This is a genomic window from Tenacibaculum sp. 47A_GOM-205m (assembly GCF_000518405.1).
Classification (GTDB): domain Bacteria; phylum Bacteroidota; class Bacteroidia; order Flavobacteriales; family Flavobacteriaceae; genus Polaribacter; species Polaribacter lutimaris.
Genome location: NZ_JADN01000003.1, coordinates 447557 through 467405 on the forward strand (window position 1 = coordinate 447557; position 19849 = coordinate 467405).

Genomic DNA, 19849 nt, shown 5'->3' on the forward strand with positions numbered 1-19849 from the left:
TAGAAATAAAAATGCAGGAAAATGCAACGGAGTAAAAAAAGACTCGTCTTTAGGGTAAGAAATCAAGAATGAAATCAACCAAACAGATACATCAACCGGTTATAGATGCCTGTAGAAATAATGATGCAAAAGCACAAATGCAATTGTATGATTTGTATTGTGATGCTATGTTTACTGTGGCATTGCGGTATGTGAAAGATTCGTTTACGGCGGAAGATGTAGTGCAAGATGCATTTATAAAAGCGTTTAAAAACATTCATTCGTATAAAGAAGAAGTAACGTTTGGCGCTTGGTTGAAAAGGATTGTAATTAATCAAAGTATTGATTATTTAAAGAAGAAGAAGCTAGAATTGGTTTCAATTAATGAAGAAACGACCACACTAGTGGATGATGATAATGATAATTGGAATGTAGCGTCGACCATATCGTATCAAGATATTGTAAACTGCATTCAGCAATTAAAAGAGAAGTATAGAATAGTGTTAACCTTGTTTTTGTTAGAAGGTTATGATCATGGAGAAATTTCACAAATATTAGGGATTTCTGAAGTGAGTTCAAGAACACATTTATTAAGAGGAAAAAGACAAGTGCAAGAACAATTAAAAGCAGTACATCATGTCTAAAGATATTAGAGAAATACTAAAAAACAATGTTGAAAACACGGAGAGGTTATCAACAAATCACAGACAGCGTTTTCAACAAAAGTTGATGGATGAATTGCACGAAAAGCCATCAACAAAAAAATCATATCAATGGCTGTATATAGCAGCATCAATAGTGTTGTTGGTGAGTTTGGGAATTCAATTTTATCCAACAAATATTGTAGATCCAATAATAACTGAGCTTCCAAAAGAAACTCAAAATCAAATTAGTTTAGGAGCAATTTCACCTGAATTAAAAACAGTAGAAGATTATTATGTAAATACCATTAATTACGAATTAAGTCAGTTAGAATTAACTGACAATAATAAAGAACTTTTTGATGGTTACTTGAACAAAATAGGAGAATTAACCAAAGAATATAAATCGTTAACCGAAGAGCTCAATACAAAAGGAATTAACGACGATACTATCAATGCATTGATTGGAAACCTGCAATTACGTTTACAGCTGTTAAAACGTATGCAAAAACAATTACAAGAATTTAAAAATCCAACTCAAAATGACATTCAAACAATTTAAAATTAGTGTTTTTTCACTGTTAGTAACTGGAGTTGTATCTGCACAGCAGTATAATAAAAAGTATAGTGAAAATTTTAAAACCAATAAAGATGTGGTGGTTAACATCAATGCGTCTAACGCCGAAATAGATGTAACTACTTGGAATAAAAACGAAGTTTTTATAGAAGCAATTGTAGAGGTTGAAGGACTTGATAAAAAAGAGGCTCAAAAGTATTTAGATAATTGGAAGTTTGAAGCTTTAGGAAACAAAAGTAAAGTGCAAATTAATGCCAACAGAAGTAGTTTTCGTTCCATAGGAGATGATAATATTGTGTTTTTTAACTCGTCAGACGATAATTTCCCAAGAGTATTTCAATTTGATAGTGATGATAAGGTAGTCGTAGTACCTGAAATACCTGAGTTACCAGAGGTGAGAATTCCAGAAATACCTGAGATTCCAGAAATACCTGAAATCGAAATTCCAGAAATTAATTTTGAAGAAATTGTTACTGGTTTAGAAGATGTAGAGTTTGATTTTGATAAGTATGCAAAAGATGGAGGAAATTACTTTTTTCAATGGAAAGATGGTGTAAACGATATTACTATCAAATCGAAAAAAGAATGGGAAGAGTTCAAGAAAACAGCTAAATACAAAGAGTTTAAAAAACATCAAGAAGAACGAAAAAAAGAAATTCAAGAAGAATTAAAAAGAATAAAAGTAGAGCGAATTAATCAAGAAGAACTTAGAAGAGAAGTAGCGAAAGCTAGAGCAGAGGTTCGAAAAATTAATAGAGAAGAGATACGAAAAGAGATGGCTAAAGCTAGGGAAGAAATGCATAAGGCAAGAGAGGAGATGCATAAAGCAAGAAGAGAAATGAATAAAAATCGTGTTAGTTATTCTTTTTCATCAGATGGTAACAATTTTATGGTAAATGGAAAGAAAGTAAAAGTTACCAAAAAAATTATTGTAAAAGTACCAAAATCAGCAACGTTTGATTTAAATACGCGTCATTGTAAAGTTACGCTACCAAAAACTAAGGCTTCAGGAAAAGTAAGTTATGGGACTTTTAAAGCAGATGCTTTAGATGGAGGTAAGTTAACTGTATCATTTTCACCAGTAACTATTAACTCATTAAACACCTGTACGTTGTTTTTAAATAATGTAACCGATGCTCAATTAGCGTCGGTTACTAACGCAACAGTAAATTCGAATTCATCAGGAGTTGTGGTTACTAACGTGTATAATAACGTAGAGGTAACTAACAAATTTGGTAGTTTAACGATTGTAAAAGTGCATCCAAATCCAAACAACTTTAAAGTGTTTTTAAATTATTCAGATGCAACTATAAACCTTTCTGAATTAAAAGGGAAGTTAGATTTTAAAGTTTCTAATGAAATTCGAAATGTTAAAAACGGAAGTGTAGAGTATAATGGAGACTTTACACTAACTTCAAAAGATAAAAAGATTGTAATAGATGGAAAATACAGTCAACTACAACTAAAAAAACAGTAGTTATATATGTAAAAAAACTACTTTTTTTCTTAACAAAATTACTGCTAAATTCCATTTCTGTATTCTTTTTAAAGTGCCTATCTTAGCGTTTGTAAATAGTCACTTTTACTATGGAATTATACAAAGAAAATCAACTTAAAATATATAACTCTTTAAGCAAATCAAAAGAGCTTTTTAAACCAGTAACTGAGGGGCGCGTAGGAATGTATGTGTGTGGACCAACAGTTTATAGTAACGTGCATTTAGGAAATATTAGAACCTTTATGTCGTTTGATATGGTTTTTCGTTATTTACTACACTTAGGCTATAAAGTACGTTATGTACGTAATATTACCGATGCTGGTCACTTAGAAAATGATGCAGATGAAGGTGAAGATAGAATTGCTAAAAAAGCACGATTAGAAGAAATTGAACCTATGGAAGTGGTTCAGCGCTACACGGTAGATTTTCATACAGTAGCCGCAAAATACAATTTTTTACCACCGAGTATAGAGCCAACTGCAACAGGTCATATCGTAGAGCAAATAGAAATGATTAAAGAAATCATAGAAAAAGGTTTTGCTTATGAAGTAAACGGATCGGTGTATTTCGATGTGTTAAAGTATAATGAGAAGAATAACTACGGAATCCTTTCAGGGCGTACTATTGAAGACGCTATTCATAACACAAGAACTTTAGACGGGCAATCAGACAAGAAAAATCCGCAAGACTTTGCACTTTGGAAAAAGGCAGATGAACGCCATATTATGCGTTGGCCTTCTCCTTGGAGCGATGGTTTTCCAGGTTGGCATTTAGAGTGTTCAGTAATGAGTACAAAATATTTAGGTGAACAGTTTGATATTCACGGTGGAGGAATGGATTTAAAATTCCCTCATCATGAATGTGAAATTGCGCAATCACATACTTGTTCTGGTGTACAACCCGTTAATTATTGGATGCATGCTAATATGTTACTGTTAAACGGTCAAAAAATGGCAAAATCTACAGGAAACTATATTTTACCTGAAGAGATTTTAACAGGGGCGAATGCTATTTTGCCAAAAGCATTTAATGCCGGTGTAGTACGTTTCTTTATTATGCAGGCACATTATCGTAGTATCCTAGATTTTTCAGGAGAAGCGTTGTTAGCTTCTGAAAAAGGGTATAATAAATTAATGGAAGCTGTAAATACTTTAAATAAGATAACTGCTGAAGCTACGTCTACATTTGATGTGCAAAAATGGAGACAAGATTGCTACGATGCAATGAATGATGATTTTAATACTCCTATTTTAATTTCTCATTTATTTGAAGCTGTAAAAGTTATCAATCAAATAAAAGAAGGGAAATCTAGTTTAACTGAAGAAGATTTAACGGCGTTAAAAGAAACTATCGGAGCGTTTGTTTATGATGTTTTAGGGTTGTTGAATGAAACTTCAGAAGGAAATAATTCTGATAAACTAGATGGTGTGGTAGAGATGTTAATTACTATGCGAAAAGAGGCGCGAGAAAATAAAGATTGGGCGTTGTCAGATGAAATTCGCGACAAACTACTTTCTTTAGGTATTCAATTAAAAGACGGTAGAGAAGGAACGACATTTACAGTTAACTAATAGTAAAATCCTAAAAAAGCATAGTGAAACTAAAAACCATCATAGCATACCCATTTATATTGTTAGTTCGATTTTACCAAACAGCAATTTCACCATTTACACCTGCTACATGTAGGTATTCACCTACCTGTTCAAGTTATACTGTTGAAGCATTACAAAAACACGGATTGTTTTACGGTGGTTGGTTAGCATTGAAAAGAATTTTTAGTTGTCATCCGTGGGGAGGGAGTGGTTATGATCCTGTTCCAGAAAAAAGAGAAAAAAAGAATCGTCATTAAAAAAGAATGACGAAGTAATCTCTCTTTTTAAGATTGCTTTATTACATTCGCAATGACAATGTTAAAATAAATAAGAATAGATGAATTTTTTATCCATAGTGTGGGATTGGAACCCAGAATTAATAAACATTGGAGGTTTTGGTATTCGTTGGTACAGTTTAATGTTTGTAGCAGCATTTATATTAGGACTTCGATTAATGAAAAAGATTTACATCAACGATAATATTCCTGTTGAAAAACTAGATCCGTTATTTATGTACGTATTCGTTTCTATGTTGATAGGAATGCGTTTAGGAGATGTATTTTTTTATAGTTGGGATTATTATCAAAACCATTTACTAGAAATTATTTTACCTATTAAAAAGCAAGAAGGAGCTTCAGCTTTATTCGGATTGTTAGATGGTTGGAAATTCACAGGATTTACTGGATTCGCAAGTCACGGAGCAGCAATTGCTATTCCAATAGCGATGTATTTTTACGCTAAAAAGCATTTACACAAACCATGGTTGTTTATTTTAGATAGATTAGGAATTATGGTTGCCTTAGCAGGATTTTTTATTCGTTTCGGAAACTTTTTTAACTCTGAAATTTATGGAAAACCAACAGGTAGCAGTTTTGGGGTAATTTTTGAGCTAGCAGGTGAAACGGTACCACGTCATCCAACCCAATTATATGAGGCATTTAGTTACTTAGTATTGTTCTTTTCTTTATGGTATTTCTATTGGAAAACAGACAAGAAAAACCAAACAGGCTTTTTATTTGGGCTGTTTATGGTTGTGTTATGGTCGTTACGTTTCTTTATAGAGTTTTTAAAAGAAGCACAAGTTGAAGGACGTGAAGATTGGGTTTTCAATTCGTTAAATACAGGTCAAGTATTAAGTATTCCGTTAGTATTAATCGGTTTTTGGTTAATGTTTAGGAAAACGAAGTAAAAAATATAAAAAAAACTCCAAGTGTACACTTGGAGTTTTTTATTATTAAAAAGTAACTATTTTACTTTTTAGAAAATTTTTCAGCCAGCAAATCCCACAGCTGAGAATAGCCATTGTCATAACCCAATGCCCAAATACCTACGCCGCCTATTTTATTGTGTTTTATCCAGTCGTATTTCAAAGCAAGAGATTGTACGTCTTCAAAAAACAACTGTCTATACTCTTGGTTACTATCTTTAATAATTATATAGCTAGAAGCACTTTTAGGATCAAACTTAACCGGGATTTGTAAAGAATCAATGTAAATATCTCGTATGGTATGGTAACGAGGATGCGATTTGAACTTAGTTACTTTAGCACCCATTTCAGATTTTTTTGTATACCATTCAGCACCGTAATAGGGGATTCCGGCAATTAATTTATGTAGCGGAACTCCTTTATCTTTATAATAATTAACAGAAGCTTTTAAGCCATTTCCGAATTTTTCACTGTATTTAAAAGGAGTTACAGGCCCAGTAGTTTTGCTAAAACTACCGTAGTAATCGTACCCCATTAGCGTGTAAAAATCAATATGCGGATTGATAGTAGGAATATCAAAAACATTGTTCCAGTCAATAGCATACAAACATAAAGAAACCATATAATTAGGATTTTTCTCTTTTAGTTTTTTAGAAACGTTAATGATAAATTGTGTAAACTGATTCCTGTCTTCTTTAGCAACACCTTCAAAATCTATATTAATTCCATTAGCATTTCTTAACGCAAGTAACTCAGCTAGGTTCTCTATTAATCTTGTTTGAGCTTTTGAGTTTTTTAAAAATACAGCATTGTTTTTGCTTCCAAAGTTAGTAACAGACAAAAAGACTTTACAACCTTTTGTTTTTGCACTGTCAATTAACGGAGTAGTTTTCCATTGATGTATACTTTTATAATTACCTGTTTTGGGTTTAACAGAATATGAAAAATATGAAATTCCCCAGAGCATGGAAAAATTATAATTTTTATAAGCAGAACCGTTTGAGTATACGTGCCATCCAAATGTGCGATATTTTGGATGTACGGTTCCTTTTTTATGAGTTATAGGTTTGTAAGAAATATTGTTTAAACTATCCCATTGACGCTCGGTAGAAAAATTAAGGTTGCCATACTTTTGCTCATGCAAATTACGTTGGCTTACGAATTTACTACTGTCAGAAATTCTACCTATTTTTTCATGTTTTAATGATGGTTGATTATTGTTGTCAAGGGTAACTTTCTTTTTCTTCTTTGAACAAGAAGTAATTAATACGATTAAAAATAAAAAGTTAATTAGCAACGAAGTGTGCTTATTCCGGGGTTGTTTCATTTTAATAAAAAGATAGATTAGTAAAAATTATAGCTTCTAAAATACAATAAGTTTTGTAAAATAGTTTCTTGGTTAAAAGCTACATATTTGGAAAATAAAAAACTCCAAGCTTTTGCTTGGAGTTTTTGCTATTTCTTAAAGCTAATTAGTTTTAGAAGTTTCTTTATTTTATATTTAGTCATGGCAGATTGTGAAAACCTAGATTGCAAACCGGCCTCTATTGTTTGCATACAAGGAGCACATTTCCCACAAGGTTCATTGTTTTTAGGTTTATGGCAAAACCATGTTTTGTTCATAATGTCAACATAACCTTTTTGTTTAGCAATACGCTGCATATCAAGCTTACTATAACTTAATAAAGGGTATCGGTAGTTCCCGAAGACATTTATTAAATCTTGGCTTGAGTTCTCTTTGTCTAGAATATAGTATTCTCCTAAATTTTCATCTTGTTTTTTTTCTAATCGACCAAACATGTTGATGAGTACTTGAGGTTTAGAATCTTTTTCTATACCTAATTCTAAATAATCGATGTTTTTAGAAAATCTAGCTAACCACTCATACTGACTTCCTAATTTAGCTCCGCTACTTTTCTTTTTAAATCCTTCATGTAAGTTGTTATAAGATTTGGTGATCTCTTCATCTTGCTCTATTTCTGAAACTTTTTTTGCAAGTAAAGGCTTTATAATACACTTTGTACTTGGTAGTTTTCTTATCTCTTCAGTAAGGCTTTTAACAGTATCTATTTCCATTTTTTCAGATAGCCTGTTGTCTTTAAGGTAATAAGGCTGAATGGTAATGTTTTTATCTGTTAATTCAAGTACTCTAAAGGTGGAGTCCCATCCACCTGTCCAAAGTATATTAATAGTTTCTGAATTCATTTTTTTAAATGATATTGATTTTGGGGATTTTTGGAAATATAAACTCTAATTTATTTTAAATAGTATATGTTTCATCGTACTTAAAACAGTTTAGAGGTAAGTTTTATTTCATTTTGTATTAAAAAGTATAATACTTTCTTTTATACTCTACACTATGAAATGGTAGAGAAAATTGTTCTGAATACACTTTTTTATTATTGGGGCTAAAATACTATTTCTTTTTTCTAAAAGAAATAGTAAACACTTTACTTCTTCCTCTTCTTTTAAACCAACCTTATTTTCAGCAGTTTTGTTGTTTTTGGATTTTTGAAAGAGATTGAAAGATAAACTGTTGGGAAATATCAATGTTAAGAATACAAAGAATAGTAAAAATTAAACACCAAGTCATTTTTTCTGTTGTTACTAAATAACAGTCATCTTTAAAGTGAACAATAACAATTTCTTTGATTAGAACAAATAAGGTAATAGTATCAGACTGTTTAATTTATTTTTTGAATAGTACGCAAAAAGTAGTAATAAGATACGTTAGCTTCATATACCATGGTATTAAAAGGTTAAAGAGATATAACCAATTGCGCTATTAAATACTCCCAGAAAACAATGAAAATGAAATATAATTTTAAGTACGTAAAATTTTTTCAATTTTACGTCCTTTAGCTAATTCATCAACAAGTTTATCTAAATAACGGACTTGTTTAGTTAGTGGAGTTTCTATTTCTTCAATCCTATAGCCACAAATAACACCAGTAATTAAATTAGCATTAGAATTGAGAGTAGCTTCTTCAAAGAAAGTTTTAAAAGTAACGTTTCGATCAATCAATTCGTTTATTTTTTCATCATTAAAACCAGTTAACCATTCAATTACTTGGTGTAATTCCTTTTTTGTTCTATCCTTTTTTCCAATTTTAGTAACATAGTGAGGATAAACAGAAGAGAAAGTCATTTTAGCTATTTTTTCGTCGTGTTTTGGTGTTGTTTTCATATTTTAAGTTAATGAGAAACTACTTTGAGTCCTATGATTGACATAATTAAGGTACTAATAAAAATGAGTCGCCAAAACGTGGCAGGTTCTTTAAAAACTAAAATTCCTACAAGTACCGTTCCAACAGCGCCTATACCTGTCCAAACAGCATAAGCAGTTCCAATAGGTAGCTCTTGCGTAACTTTTATAAGGAGCAACATACTTATTGATAAACAAACTAAAAACCCAATATACCAATACGTAGCTTCTACTCCTGTAGTTTCTTTCGCCTTTCCTAGGCAAGCGGCAAAAGCGACTTCAAAAAGTCCTGCAATAATTAATAAAATCCAATTCATTTTTGTTAAGAAAAAACAATAAATTTATTACTGACAATACCAAAGTAATTAATTATTAAATATAAATTAAGGTTTATTAAGTGTTTGTATATGAGTTTAATAGAGTGTCTTTATTTTGTGTTTTAAAAAGATTAACAGAATAGAGTTTTAGTCTTAATTTAATTTTTTAAAGAAAGTAGCAGATACAGTTTCAGTATTTCCAACATTGTCAGAAACTACAATTTTAAAAAGATGCTTGCTTCCTTCTAATTTTTTATCACTAAAATCATAGGTTAAAATTCCTTTTTTATGGTTTAATTCCATTAAAATCCACTGACCATTAATAGTAGCGCGGTAGTTTTTTATACCAGTTTCGTCATCTTTAATTTTAACTTTTAGGGTCTTGTTTTTAGAAATCCACTGATTATTGCTAAAATTATATAGTTGAATGGTTGGTTTTTTGGTATCAAAACGTAAAGCATAGCTTCCCAAAACCTTAGTAGTAGTATAAACCTTGTCTATTTTTTTCTTTGTAGCGGTATATCTAGGATATTTAGGATTGGTAACATTAGCAATGTATACATGTTGTTTTTGATCTTCGGATAAAAAAGATGTTTCAAAAGTAAGTGTATATCGTTTGTCTAATGGAATTGTAGGTTCATGAATTTTTGCTGTACCGTTTTCTACCTTGAAGTCGATGAAACAATCAGTGTAAAATGTGTTTTTAGGAAAGGCTACAGTAACATTTTTTTGATGAAATTTATTGAATTCAGTAGCAGTAATTTTGTAATTAGTTGTGTCTTTTTCCTTAAAAACTAAATTACTTTTTACTCCCTGTACCGGAATCCTAATTTTAGAGGTGTTATCCTCAAAATCTTTGGCAATAATTTCAATATTATAATTCGCTCCATTTTCAATATGAATTTTACCATTATTTATAAGGTCTTCATATAGGCTAAGTCTATTAGCCGCTACTTTATGAGTTTTTTGAAGACGATTTTTATATTTTTTATAATGTTTATAATCAATTAGTAAATTAATGTATTTACTTTCTGCAAACGAAAAGGTTTCTACGTCATGGTAGTATACTCTTTTACCATTAACTTTCATTTCTAGGCTGTATATACCATTTTTATTGTAGGCTCCGTTTAAACGATCAAAAACACTAATACCAAAACCAATGGTACCGCTCGCTATAATTTTTTCTGCAACGTAATTACCATTACTATTGTTTTTAAAAGAAACAATAGACTCTAAAGAAGAATTATTAATTCGAGCATCATCACTTAATGGATAAGCCATTAATTTTTGAATGGTAGGAGGAGTATCGTCATGTGCTGTTAATCCAAAATGCATAGGATTAATAATGTTTTCTGTTTCTGTGTCTCTAATTTCGTAGTGCAAATGTGGGCCTCCAGAGCTACCTGTATCACCAGTATACCCGATAAGTTGCCCTTTTTTAACAGGAAATTTATCAGAAGAAAGAAAAAGATTCCCGGTGTTATAATCTTCTTTTTTGTACTGAATGCCTTTTACATATTTTTGAATTTTTGGTTCAAAATACTTTAAATGAGCGTATACAGTAGTATAGCCATTAGGGTGGGTAATGTATAGCGCTTTTCCAAAACCATATTGTTGCACTTTAATACGAGAAACATAACCATCAGCAGGGGCATAAATAGGAATACCTTCTTTACCTTGTGTTTTAATGTCAATACCCGAATGAAAGTGATTGCTACGTAATTCACCAAACGTTCCTGATAGCACTACAGGGATTTTTAAAGGGTTAGAAAAATAGTTTTTAGGGTACGGTGCCTGTGCATTAACAGTTGTAATAAATAAGAATAAAATAAGTGAAAAATAAAGCTTCAATGTACAATAGTTTTCAAACAAAAATAGTAAAATAATACTAAGTTGTTAAAGGGTTAATAAACAGTGTTTTGGTAAAAAACACTAAAAGAGTTGCTAATTATAAGTTATATTAATAACTTTGTGATTATAGTTTTATTCTCTACAAATAAATGAGTAACCCTTTAGAAGCAATTCATTTACTGGAAGATAAGTTGAAGAACTTACTTTCTAACTATGAATTTTTAAAAGAAGAAAATCAAGTATTACTTCAGAATAACGCGGAGTTACAAGTTTTATTACAAGAAAAAGAGAAGCAATTAGAAAAACAGCAAAAAGAATATGCTTTGTTAAAAGTTGCCAAAACTATTGAAGGCAGTAACGAAAGTACAAGAGAAACAAAACTCAAAATAAATACTTTAGTTCGAGAGATAGATAAATGTATTTCTCTTTTGAACACATAAAAGGTTCTTTACATGGCAAAAATAAAAGTTAATGTAGTCATTGCAGGAAGAACGTATCCGTTGAGTGTTAATGATACCAATGAAGAAGAAGGGATGCGAAAAGCGGCAAAAAACATTAATGAATTAATAGCTAAGTTTGAACAAAATTATGCGGTAGCAGATAAACAAGATGTATTGGCAATGTGTGCATTGCAGTTTGCATCAAAAGCTGAAATAGTATCGTTAAAAAATACTAAAGAAAACACCGAAGTATTGGAAAAAATAAATGAATTGACTAAATTGCTAGAAAATCATTTATAATACGTTCTTTAAAATATAATATTTAAACATACTGCCTACATTAGTACATCGTTTGTTAAACTCAACGTTATTCAATTATAAAGGATGAGTCATGGTTAGTAAAGCATGCCGATTTTACCTCGGATCCTTGATCAGCCAGTTAATCCTAAACTTGTTTTTTGGAGTTTATGATAACCCTATTAATGTAGGCTTTTTTTATATAATCAAATCACAATTATGGAGGGAATATTATTTCCTGTTTTAGCAGGAATTATAGGTATAGCAATAGGTTTTTTTATTGCTAAGATGTTAGAGAAATCTAACGCGAATAAATTAATACAAGAAACAAAAAAAGAGGCAAATAGCATTTTAAAAGAAGCTAAAGTTGAAGCCGAAGCAATAAAGAAAGATAAGATTTTACAAGCTAAAGAAAAGTTTATAGAATTAAAATCTGAACATGAAAAAGTAATCTTATCAAGAGAGAAAAAAGTTTCTGATGTAGAAAAGAGAATAAGAGATAAAGAGAGTCAAGTATCTTCAGAGTTAGATAAAACCAAAAAACTTAATAAGCAATTAGAAAAGAAAGAAGCTGATTTTGACTATAAAATTGAATTCTTAGAGAAAAAAGAATCTGAAGTTGAAAAAATGCACAAGCGTCATGTAGAAATGCTTGAGCAAATTTCAGGATTATCAGCAGATGAGGCTAAAACTGAACTAGTAGCTTCCTTAAAAGATGAAGCAAAAGCAGATGCGATGTCTTTTATTCAAGATACAGTTGAAGAAGCTAAAATGACGGCGCAACAAGAAGCTCGTAAAGTAGTATTAAACACGATTCAACGAGTAGGAGTGGAGCAAGCAGTAGAAAATTGTGTATCGGTATTTAACTTAGAGTCTGATGATGTAAAAGGAAGAATTATTGGTCGTGAAGGACGTAATATTCGAGCATTAGAAGCAGCTACAGGTGTTGAAATTATTGTTGATGATACTCCAGAAGCAATCATTTTATCTTGTTTTGATCCTGTTCGTAGAGAAATTGCTCGTTTATCAATGCATAAATTAGTAACCGATGGAAGAATTCACCCTGCTAGAATTGAAGAGGTTGTTAAAAAGACCGAAAAACAAATTACTCAAGAGATTATTGAGGTAGGTAAGCGTACGGTTATCGACTTAGGAATTCACGGTTTACATCCAGAATTAATAAAAACAGTTGGACGTATGAAGTATCGTTCTTCTTACGGTCAAAACTTATTACAACACTCGCGTGAAGTAGCCAATTTATGTGGTATTATGGCTGCAGAAATGGGCTTAAATGCTAAAGCAGCTAAACGTGCAGGATTGTTACATGATATAGGTAAGGTACCAGAAACAGAAAGTGAATTACCACACGCATTATTAGGAATGCAATGGGCTGAAAAGTATGGTGAAAAACCTGATGTATGTAACGCTATTGGAGCGCACCACGATGAAATTGAAATGAAGAGTATGTTGTCTCCAATTGTTCAGGTGTGTGATGCTATTTCTGGTGCAAGACCAGGAGCTCGTCGTCAAGTATTAGATTCGTACATCCAACGTTTAAAGGATTTAGAAGATATTGCTTTTGGGTTTAACGGAGTACAAAAAGCTTATGCTATTCAAGCGGGACGTGAGTTAAGAGTTATGGTTGAAAGTGCTAAAGTAAACGATACTAAAGCAGCTGAATTATCATTTAATATTTCTCAAAAAATTCAAAATGATATGACATATCCAGGTCAAGTAAAAGTTACTGTAATTCGTGAAACAAGAGCAGTTAATGTAGCTAAATAATTACAAAGTATAAATAGAAAAAAATCCCTCATCAATTTGATGAGGGATTTTTTGTTTAATCATGGTTTCTTCTTGATTTACCTCTTTGCTCAGGCTTCCCTTTTTTGTAGTATTTGTTTTCTTTATTCTTACGTCTTTTAATTATTTTACTCTTTTTACCAATCTTAGCATTTGGTACGGCTCTGTAGTAGTAAAAATCGTTATCTTCTCTAAACTGACGATAGTTTCTAGTAAAATCTTTTCTGTAAAAATATACATCGTTATAATCAAAAATATCACCAATGTTTATATCAATACTTACATCAACTCCGTCATCATAATAGTAATAATCATCATCGTAATGATTGTGGTGGCCTGGTTTTACAAATCCTCTATATCTTGGATTACCCAATCTGTCATATTGAATACGTAAGTTACCAACCTTAAACAAATTACCAAACTTGTACTTCATAAAAACACTACCAATTCTGGTAACATTACCTCTACGATCATAATTAATGTGAACATTACCCACACTTCTAATACGTCCACTTCTGTCTCGGTTAATTCTTACTCCATAATCAGAGTATCTGTTATAATGTGTGTTAAAATCGAAATCACCATTTAAAAATACATGAAATTGAACTCCTCTTTCAACAAAGGTAACAGCGTCGTTGTGGCGAATAGTAACCCCAATTTTGCTAGTTGATTTTGTAATGTTGTCGTTTGCTTTAACTGTGCTTAAAGACATCATTGCTAATAATAATAGTATCCCTGTTCTCATAATTGCTAATTTTAGGGTTATGCTTACTCTATATGCTTTTCGGCTTCCGCATTTGTTTGATTAATTTTCAAAGAACGTGCCAAAAAGTCAAATGGGTGTTTTTTTGAGTTAGACTTTAAGGTTAGTTTGTTAGGTATTTTCTTGCAAATCAATTTGTTATTTTGGTTTTGAAAATAATTTACATTCCAAAGTAAAAAGTTCTATATTTATACGACTTACTTTAAAACTTATATATAAGAATGGTTGAAGCTATTGAGAAAAATTTACAACGAGGAATTAAACTATTAACAGGGATAACAGATGAACAGTATAGTGATAAATCAATACCTCCTTACTATTCGAGTATAGGGGCTAATATGAGACATATATTGGATGTTTTTGCTTGTATTTTTAATGGGCTCGAAAAAAAGTGTGTAGATTTTTCTGATAGAGAACGAAATAAATTAGCGGAAGAAAAAACAGCGTTTGGAATAGCTTACTTTAATGAAGTAATTGCTGGATTACACTGTTTAAACATTGAGGATTTTGATAAAATAATCTCTGTTACTGATGATTTAGGAACAGGAAAGGTTACTGCAAATTATACTTTAGGAAGTGCATTAATACAAGCGCATAGCCATGCAATACATCATTTTGCAAGTATAGGGTTTATCATAAATCAATTAGGGATTGAATTACCTGATGCAGATTTTGGCTATAATCCAACAACTCCTAAGAAAGTGTTTGTCGAGTAAGTATTATCGGTTAATATATACCCAACCTTTTTTAAGTTTTTGATAGGTGTTAGGTTGATCACCTAATTCTAAATAATAGAAATAAGTAGCAGAAGGAAGTTTATCTTCTTTGTTAATAGTAGATCTTCCGTTAGAAGTACCATCCCAATTATTTTTATAATCTTCTGTTTGATAAACAATAACCCCCCAACGATTGTAAATAACTAGTTTATTGTGAGCATATTCATTAACTTCATCAAAAACTAAATAATCATTTAGGTTGTCTCCGTTCGGAGAAATTAGAATATTATTATTATCATCTTTAATTTCATTACTCATTAAAGAACCAATAGTAATTACTTCATAATTATTAGGAACAAAGGCTGCAGATGTAATAGTTCCTTCAGATAAGTTTCCTGTAACTTCTAAAACATCCAAGTTTTCCCATTGGTTTTCGGTCTTACTCCAACCAACCACAATGAGTTGAGAAATATTGTTTGCTAAAGTAGTAATATCACTACGAGAATTCCAAGTTAAGGTAATACGAGTTTCATTTCTACCATCAAGGTCCCAAAACTCTGTATGACTAATATTTTCAATAATAGCCTGTTTTTGATCTGTTAAAAAATTACCTGTAAATGTTGAAGGAAAATTAGGGTCTTCGTAAAAATAAGCACCTTTAAATGTATAATATCTGTTGGCATTTGGAATACTCATCGGACGTAACATAGAGCCATCTCCGATAGGAAATGTAAAATCTGAGGTGTTTTTATTACCTTGTTTAATAGATGAGTATCCATTTACATGTCGTTCGTTATCTTCACCTGCATAGAAATCATAATCGATAAAATCGAGCGTTATATTGGTGTTATTTCTAGGAGTAATTACTTGTCCGTTAATAAATTCTAATTGATTACGAACTCCTAGAGAGTTGTATAACTCTATATTTTGTAGCGCATCAATTTCAACATTAAAAAACGTAATTTTGTTGGTTCCTGAAATAGTTCTAATTTCAGTATCGGCATAAAAACCAGCAAAACCAGTATAATTGTTTAAAGTACCTTCGTTCACCACATTGGTATGAAAACCTATTTGAGCACCGTCGTGTAGCTGCATATTTCCGGTATTGAAAAATGCGTTTTGAGCAATAGTAACAAAACTACTCAAGATAAAAATAAACGATATGTATTTTTGATACTTCATTATTTTTTTACTCTGTAGGTTATACGGCGGTTGGTAATTACTGTTTTATTACAAGAAATAATTTCTACTGTTACAGAATTTGTATTTGATACTCCTGAAGCATTACTTATTGTAACTTCATAATTATAGAAGCCTAATATAGTAGGTGTGTCTGTTGGATTTTCTGTGTTTGGTAAAGTATAATTAGAACCACTTGGAGGAGTAACATTCCAAGTGTAATTTATTGGGGTGTCTCCTAATTCAGTTCCTCCGGGGTTAGCAAATAGATTTAAAGTTTGATTTATACAAGAAGGAGCGGTATAGGTTGGAGATACAGTTAAATTACCACCTGAGTTATTTACTTGATCAAACGTTTCATTACCGCTAGATCCACCACCTCCACCATTACAAGTAGCGTATTCAGATGAGCCTATTTTAATAGTTTTTGAAGCATTACAACTAGCATATTGAGTATAAAGACCATGATCAGTTCCAAGAACTAGACCATCAGGGTTTGGACTTTCTACAATAAAATTTGTTCCTGCTGGAAGAGAGAATGTTTTGTTGACATTAAAAAATAACAGCCCATCATATGCGATAGTAAAATTTGTTGTATTTAAAAATGATGTATTCGTTATAGTTAAAGTTTCAACTACTGCGGTACCTGTTTCATCTCCAATTGTTATTGAGTTTATTGCTCCAGCTATATTTGTGCCTAATGAAATATTTGTTCCATTAGCAATAACAACATCATTAGTAGCTCCGTTTCCAGGATAGTATGGTGCAGGTGTAGCCCAAGAAGTACCATTATAATACTCCCAATTATTTACATCGCTCCAATTACCAGAATTAACACTCCTAAAATCTCCTGTAGTTTGTGCAGAAAGATTGCTAATTACCCCCACAAAAAAGAAAAAAAAATATGTTTTTAAAAACTTCATACACTTTCTTTTTTGAGTTATTTAACTACAAATACAACATTGATGATAGCATTGTCATCCGTAGGTGGCATTAAAACAGAATAACTAAGTATACCAGTGCTTGAAACGTTAATACTGCTTATGTCAAAAACACTAGAGTCAGCATCTGTAACGAAATAATACAACTCATCTCTTTGATATAGAGGGATTGAAGCTGTAGCATCTGAAGAAGCAATAGGGGAGCTAAACTGACTTGAATACATAGCATACAAGTCTATGTTTGCTTGAGGTCCTGCGGTAGAAGCAGGAACTAGAATTGAAGGTGGATAAAATACTCTAGCAGCTTTTGTTGGAGCTATCATATTCCACTCAGTACCATCAAAAACATAATATACCTTTTCGCCATTGGTAGGTTTATAGATAAATGTATCGTTTTCTATTGGTGAAACAGGAAAAGTCCCGTTTGGTTCATTTTGAATAGTGTCTGTATCGGTTGACACTGTAACCGTATTTTGTTGGCTGTTTGCCCATTGAACTCCAGTTCCTGTTGAGGTTAATACTTGACCAGAAGTTCCAGCTGAATTATTAATATCTAAAAGTGTATTGTTAAACTCTGTAGGGCTTTGTAACATGATATTACTAGGAGCAGAAAGTTCCATCGTAGTACCTGCTGAAATTTGAGAAGAAGTTCCCGAAGATATTTGCATTGTACCACCAGTAGATCTTAGCTGTGTGCTTAATGTTCCATTTATTTCAATACTATTATTACTAAATAGTTGAAAGTAAGTTAAGTTTTCAAAAGTTAAACCAAAATTACTAACACCACTTAAGGTACGATTATCTATTAAATCACCATTTGCAGTGTAAATGTTTTGAGAAGCTAATGTAGAAGTGATTAATTTCCAGCCATCTACAGTATCATATATTTTTATTTGATTATTGGTTGTATCAAACCAAACATCATTTTCAAGAGGAAGGGTTGGTGCAGTTGTAGAGGTGGTTACAGTGTTGTTATTAACTGTTTGTATGGTACCTTTATTATCAACAACTCTAACTTCTTGTGCATTGGCGCTAAAGCTTAGTAGCACCAATGCAAAAGTTAGTATAAATAAATTTATATGTTTAATGTTTTTATACATTAATATAATTAATTAATATAGTGAACTTCAATAACATCACCATTATAAATAGGTAAGTCAGCAGAGATATTTATATCAATAGATCCAGCTGTAGTTCCGGTGAAATCAGTATTCCAACGTAATTTTACTCCATTTCTGAAGACAAATAACTTAGCTTCATTTGTAGCGTCAATAACAGGTAAACCAGCTACAATAATACTTTCTGTAGGTCCAGCAGTATTAGTTGGCGGGGTAGCTTCTCTTCTAATAGCTGTAACTTGAAACAAGTCAGCTAATTCGATTTTCTGGATAGCACCAGTAGCTTCATCTCTAATTAATACGGTAAAACCAGTTGCACCTGCACCATCATCATGAGCACCACGATCAACTGCATTTGTAGAAGCAGTACCAGCAGTTACTAATTCTAAGCCATTTAGAGCAAACTCAGCAGGACCATTGCTAGGACCGCCTGTAGCACTAGCCGTAATGTACGTGTTGTTGGTTAAAGTACCTCCTAATTGCCATGTAGTAACTACACCTCCATTAGGTGTTGTGTTGGTAAAAGAAGTTAAACCGTTCTCAGCTTGTAAATACTTAATGGTACCCTTGTTGTCTACTAATTTAACTATACCTCCAGCATTACCTAGAGTAGTAGCAGCTTGAAGAGTAATATCACCAGCTGTTGTTTGTGCGCTCACAGTACCTACGGCTAGGAAACCAACAGCTACTAAAGCGACTTTTAATTTGTTTGTAATTGTTTTCATAATTTAAGAATTGATTGCGTTATTAATCTTTTTTATTTTCTGTTATGTATTAATATAATTGAACTATTCGTATTTCATCACCTGCATAGCAAATAGCCTCAGGTTCTATGGTTATGGTGGTTGAGTTGTCAACCGTAAAATCTATTCGTACACCGTTTCTATACACGTTAATTTTATCTGTGGTATATAGTGTTAATCCAGTAAAGGTCACTTGTCCGTCAGTAGCTGTAATTTTAGTAACTTCTTCTCTTAATAAATTACTAGCAGAAGTTCTTTTTAAAATTCCTGTAGTTCTATCAACAGTAACAACATCATCAGTTGTTATATCTCCGTTTTCTAATCCAGTTATAGCTAAAGTATTGTTAGTATCTGTTCTAATAATGGTAGGTTGTATTAATACACCACCTAATTGAATAGTGTTGGCGCTTACTGAAAGTCCATTATTGGCAGAAGTTGTTGTGTTAGATGTAGCCCATGTAGTACCATCATAAGCGTAAATAACTCCAGAAGTACTATCTACATAAACATCTCCAGGTGTTGGATTAGGAGCAGTACTCGCATTAGGAGGTCCGTTGCCTCTTCTTGGATTGTTATCTATAGCAATCCAGCTGCTTCCATCCCAGATGTGTGTTTTGTTATTTTGAGTATCGTTAATCCAAAAATCTCCAATAGCATTATCGGTTGGAGGTGTAGGAGAAGTAGTAACCTTAATAGCTTCTCTAACATTACTAGAGCCATTGCATAAGCTTACCCATGAGCTTCCTTCGTACATAAACACACAATTTTGGTCTGTATTAAAAACCAAAGCACCTCGTAGCGGTTGAATAGCGTTCATTTGAGTATCTGTCATTCTGCTAATAACCAATACTTTGTCTGAGCTTTCTAGTTCTAAAATGGAATTTGAATGTATTGAAGAAGGATTCTCTCCAACTTTTACCTGAGAAAAAGAGGGTAGTACCATGCAAATAAGAATCAAAGAAAAGAGTAGTTTTCTTTCCAT

General features: G+C 31.9%; 21 protein-coding genes and 1 other RNA gene. 11 read left to right on the plus strand and 11 right to left on the minus strand.

Annotation, left to right across the window (positions count from 1 at the left end):
• Positions 1–68 precede the first annotated feature (68 nt).
• The 6 genes from N534_RS0102245 (at position 69) to lgt (ending at position 5476) form a co-directional block, all read left to right on the plus strand.
• Positions 69–623 (plus strand): RNA polymerase sigma factor, encoded by a 555-nt coding sequence (locus tag N534_RS0102245; protein ID WP_028890918.1) that lies wholly within the window; start codon positions 69–71, stop codon positions 621–623.
• Entirely contained in the window at positions 616–1182 is a 567-nt protein-coding gene (locus N534_RS0102250; protein ID WP_028890919.1) for a hypothetical protein, read from the plus strand. The genes N534_RS0102245 and N534_RS0102250 overlap by 8 nt, the downstream gene beginning before the upstream one ends.
• Complete coding sequence (locus tag N534_RS0102255; RefSeq protein WP_028890920.1) at positions 1163–2674, plus strand: MAP7 domain-containing protein; 1512 nt, start codon at positions 1163–1165, stop codon at positions 2672–2674. Before N534_RS0102250 ends, N534_RS0102255 begins: the two co-directional genes overlap by 20 nt.
• Positions 2675–2784: 110 nt before the next feature.
• The gene (gene cysS, locus N534_RS0102260) at positions 2785–4266 is read left to right on the plus strand and encodes a cysteine--tRNA ligase (RefSeq protein ID WP_028890921.1); all 1482 of its coding nucleotides are present in this window, start codon (positions 2785–2787) and stop codon (positions 4264–4266) included.
• A 23-nt stretch (positions 4267–4289) separates the two neighbouring features.
• Positions 4290–4544, plus strand: a complete 255-nt coding sequence (gene yidD / locus N534_RS0102265; protein WP_028890922.1) for a membrane protein insertion efficiency factor YidD — start codon at positions 4290–4292, stop codon at positions 4542–4544.
• 80 nt (positions 4545–4624) lie between these two features.
• A complete protein-coding gene (gene lgt / locus N534_RS0102270; protein WP_028890923.1) occupies positions 4625–5476 on the plus strand; it encodes a prolipoprotein diacylglyceryl transferase in 852 nt (283 codons plus the stop codon).
• 61 nt (positions 5477–5537) lie between these two features.
• On the opposite strand, the gene N534_RS0102275 is transcribed toward lgt, so the two are convergent.
• The 5 genes from N534_RS0102275 to N534_RS0102295 all read right to left on the minus strand — a co-directional run bounded on the left by N534_RS0102275 (position 5538) and on the right by N534_RS0102295 (position 10867).
• Positions 5538–6821: a glycosyl hydrolase family 18 protein gene (locus tag N534_RS0102275; RefSeq protein ID WP_028890924.1), complete on the minus strand. Its 1284-nt coding sequence runs from the start codon at positions 6819–6821 to the stop codon at positions 5538–5540.
• Positions 6822–6949: 128 nt separating this feature from the next.
• Entirely contained in the window at positions 6950–7699 is a 750-nt protein-coding gene (locus tag N534_RS14950) for a 7-cyano-7-deazaguanine synthase (RefSeq protein WP_028890925.1), read from the minus strand.
• Positions 7700–8318: 619 nt separating this feature from the next.
• Positions 8319–8681 (minus strand): DUF2200 domain-containing protein, encoded by a 363-nt coding sequence (locus tag N534_RS0102285; RefSeq protein ID WP_028890926.1) that lies wholly within the window; start codon positions 8679–8681, stop codon positions 8319–8321.
• An 8-nt stretch (positions 8682–8689) separates the two neighbouring features.
• Positions 8690–9016: a multidrug efflux SMR transporter gene (locus N534_RS0102290; protein WP_028890927.1), complete on the minus strand. Its 327-nt coding sequence runs from the start codon at positions 9014–9016 to the stop codon at positions 8690–8692.
• A 153-nt stretch (positions 9017–9169) separates the two neighbouring features.
• Positions 9170–10867: a M23 family metallopeptidase gene (locus tag N534_RS0102295; RefSeq protein WP_028890928.1), complete on the minus strand. Its 1698-nt coding sequence runs from the start codon at positions 10865–10867 to the stop codon at positions 9170–9172.
• Positions 10868–11016: 149 nt separating this feature from the next.
• Between N534_RS0102295 and N534_RS0102300 the strand changes: the two genes are divergently transcribed.
• The 4 genes from N534_RS0102300 (at position 11017) to rny (ending at position 13389) form a co-directional block, all read left to right on the plus strand.
• A complete protein-coding gene (locus N534_RS0102300; protein WP_028890929.1) occupies positions 11017–11307 on the plus strand; it encodes a hypothetical protein in 291 nt (96 codons plus the stop codon).
• Positions 11308–11319: 12 nt separating this feature from the next.
• Positions 11320–11607: a cell division protein ZapA gene (locus N534_RS0102305; RefSeq protein ID WP_028890930.1), complete on the plus strand. Its 288-nt coding sequence runs from the start codon at positions 11320–11322 to the stop codon at positions 11605–11607.
• 59 nt (positions 11608–11666) lie between these two features.
• Positions 11667–11774: non-coding RNA, 6S RNA (gene ssrS / locus N534_RS15175), on the plus strand.
• A 49-nt stretch (positions 11775–11823) separates the two neighbouring features.
• On the plus strand, positions 11824–13389 hold the full coding sequence (rny, locus tag N534_RS0102310; protein WP_028890931.1) for a ribonuclease Y: 1566 nt from the start codon (positions 11824–11826) through the stop codon (positions 13387–13389).
• A 55-nt stretch (positions 13390–13444) separates the two neighbouring features.
• Here rny and N534_RS14300 read toward each other — a convergent pair whose 3' ends face one another.
• Positions 13445–14152, minus strand: coding sequence for a hypothetical protein (locus tag N534_RS14300; RefSeq protein ID WP_051435820.1), 708 nt, complete (start codon positions 14150–14152; stop codon positions 13445–13447).
• 239 nt (positions 14153–14391) lie between these two features.
• Here N534_RS14300 and N534_RS0102320 point away from each other — a divergent pair, with 239 nt between their 5' ends.
• A complete protein-coding gene (locus N534_RS0102320) occupies positions 14392–14886 on the plus strand; it encodes a DinB family protein (RefSeq protein ID WP_028890932.1) in 495 nt (164 codons plus the stop codon).
• 3 nt (positions 14887–14889) lie between these two features.
• Here the strand turns inward: N534_RS0102320 and N534_RS0102325 are convergent, their stop codons facing one another.
• From N534_RS0102325 to N534_RS0102345, 5 genes are read right to left on the minus strand one after another with little or no spacing between them, the layout of a single operon-like run.
• A complete protein-coding gene (locus N534_RS0102325) occupies positions 14890–16068 on the minus strand; it encodes a gliding motility-associated C-terminal domain-containing protein (protein WP_038005226.1) in 1179 nt (392 codons plus the stop codon).
• The gene (locus N534_RS0102330) at positions 16068–16988 is read right to left on the minus strand and encodes a hypothetical protein (RefSeq protein WP_028890934.1); all 921 of its coding nucleotides are present in this window, start codon (positions 16986–16988) and stop codon (positions 16068–16070) included. The genes N534_RS0102325 and N534_RS0102330 overlap by 1 nt, the downstream gene beginning before the upstream one ends.
• 17 nt (positions 16989–17005) lie before the next feature.
• Positions 17006–18106, minus strand: coding sequence for a hypothetical protein (locus N534_RS14955; RefSeq protein ID WP_051435822.1), 1101 nt, complete (start codon positions 18104–18106; stop codon positions 17006–17008).
• Between the two features lie 8 nt (positions 18107–18114).
• Positions 18115–18849, minus strand: coding sequence for a hypothetical protein (locus tag N534_RS0102340; protein ID WP_028890935.1), 735 nt, complete (start codon positions 18847–18849; stop codon positions 18115–18117).
• A gap of 49 nt (positions 18850–18898) precedes the next feature.
• Positions 18899–19849, minus strand: a complete 951-nt coding sequence (locus N534_RS0102345; RefSeq protein WP_156025534.1) for a hypothetical protein — start codon at positions 19847–19849, stop codon at positions 18899–18901.

Coding starts and splice junctions, on each gene's coding strand:
- N534_RS0102245 (WP_028890918.1), top strand. CDS start 69: ATGAAATCAACCAAACAGATACATCAACCGGTTATAGATGCCTGTAGA.
- N534_RS0102340 (WP_028890935.1), bottom strand. CDS start 18,849: ATGAAAACAATTACAAACAAATTAAAAGTCGCTTTAGTAGCTGTTGGT.
- N534_RS0102320 (WP_028890932.1), top strand. CDS start 14,392: ATGGTTGAAGCTATTGAGAAAAATTTACAACGAGGAATTAAACTATTA.
- rny (WP_028890931.1), top strand. CDS start 11,824: ATGGAGGGAATATTATTTCCTGTTTTAGCAGGAATTATAGGTATAGCA.
- N534_RS14955 (WP_051435822.1), bottom strand. CDS start 18,106: ATGTATAAAAACATTAAACATATAAATTTATTTATACTAACTTTTGCA.
- cysS (WP_028890921.1), top strand. CDS start 2,785: ATGGAATTATACAAAGAAAATCAACTTAAAATATATAACTCTTTAAGC.
- N534_RS0102275 (WP_028890924.1), bottom strand. CDS start 6,821: ATGAAACAACCCCGGAATAAGCACACTTCGTTGCTAATTAACTTTTTA.
- N534_RS0102330 (WP_028890934.1), bottom strand. CDS start 16,988: ATGAAGTTTTTAAAAACATATTTTTTTTTCTTTTTTGTGGGGGTAATT.
- N534_RS0102325 (WP_038005226.1), bottom strand. CDS start 16,068: ATGAAGTATCAAAAATACATATCGTTTATTTTTATCTTGAGTAGTTTT.
- N534_RS14950 (WP_028890925.1), bottom strand. CDS start 7,699: ATGAATTCAGAAACTATTAATATACTTTGGACAGGTGGATGGGACTCC.
- lgt (WP_028890923.1), top strand. CDS start 4,625: ATGAATTTTTTATCCATAGTGTGGGATTGGAACCCAGAATTAATAAAC.
- N534_RS0102255 (WP_028890920.1), top strand. CDS start 1,163: ATGACATTCAAACAATTTAAAATTAGTGTTTTTTCACTGTTAGTAACT.
- N534_RS0102290 (WP_028890927.1), bottom strand. CDS start 9,016: ATGAATTGGATTTTATTAATTATTGCAGGACTTTTTGAAGTCGCTTTT.
- N534_RS0102285 (WP_028890926.1), bottom strand. CDS start 8,681: ATGAAAACAACACCAAAACACGACGAAAAAATAGCTAAAATGACTTTC.
- N534_RS0102345 (WP_156025534.1), bottom strand. CDS start 19,849: ATGGAAAGAAAACTACTCTTTTCTTTGATTCTTATTTGCATGGTACTA.
- N534_RS14300 (WP_051435820.1), bottom strand. CDS start 14,152: ATGAGAACAGGGATACTATTATTATTAGCAATGATGTCTTTAAGCACA.
- N534_RS0102300 (WP_028890929.1), top strand. CDS start 11,017: ATGAGTAACCCTTTAGAAGCAATTCATTTACTGGAAGATAAGTTGAAG.
- N534_RS0102305 (WP_028890930.1), top strand. CDS start 11,320: ATGGCAAAAATAAAAGTTAATGTAGTCATTGCAGGAAGAACGTATCCG.
- N534_RS0102250 (WP_028890919.1), top strand. CDS start 616: ATGTCTAAAGATATTAGAGAAATACTAAAAAACAATGTTGAAAACACG.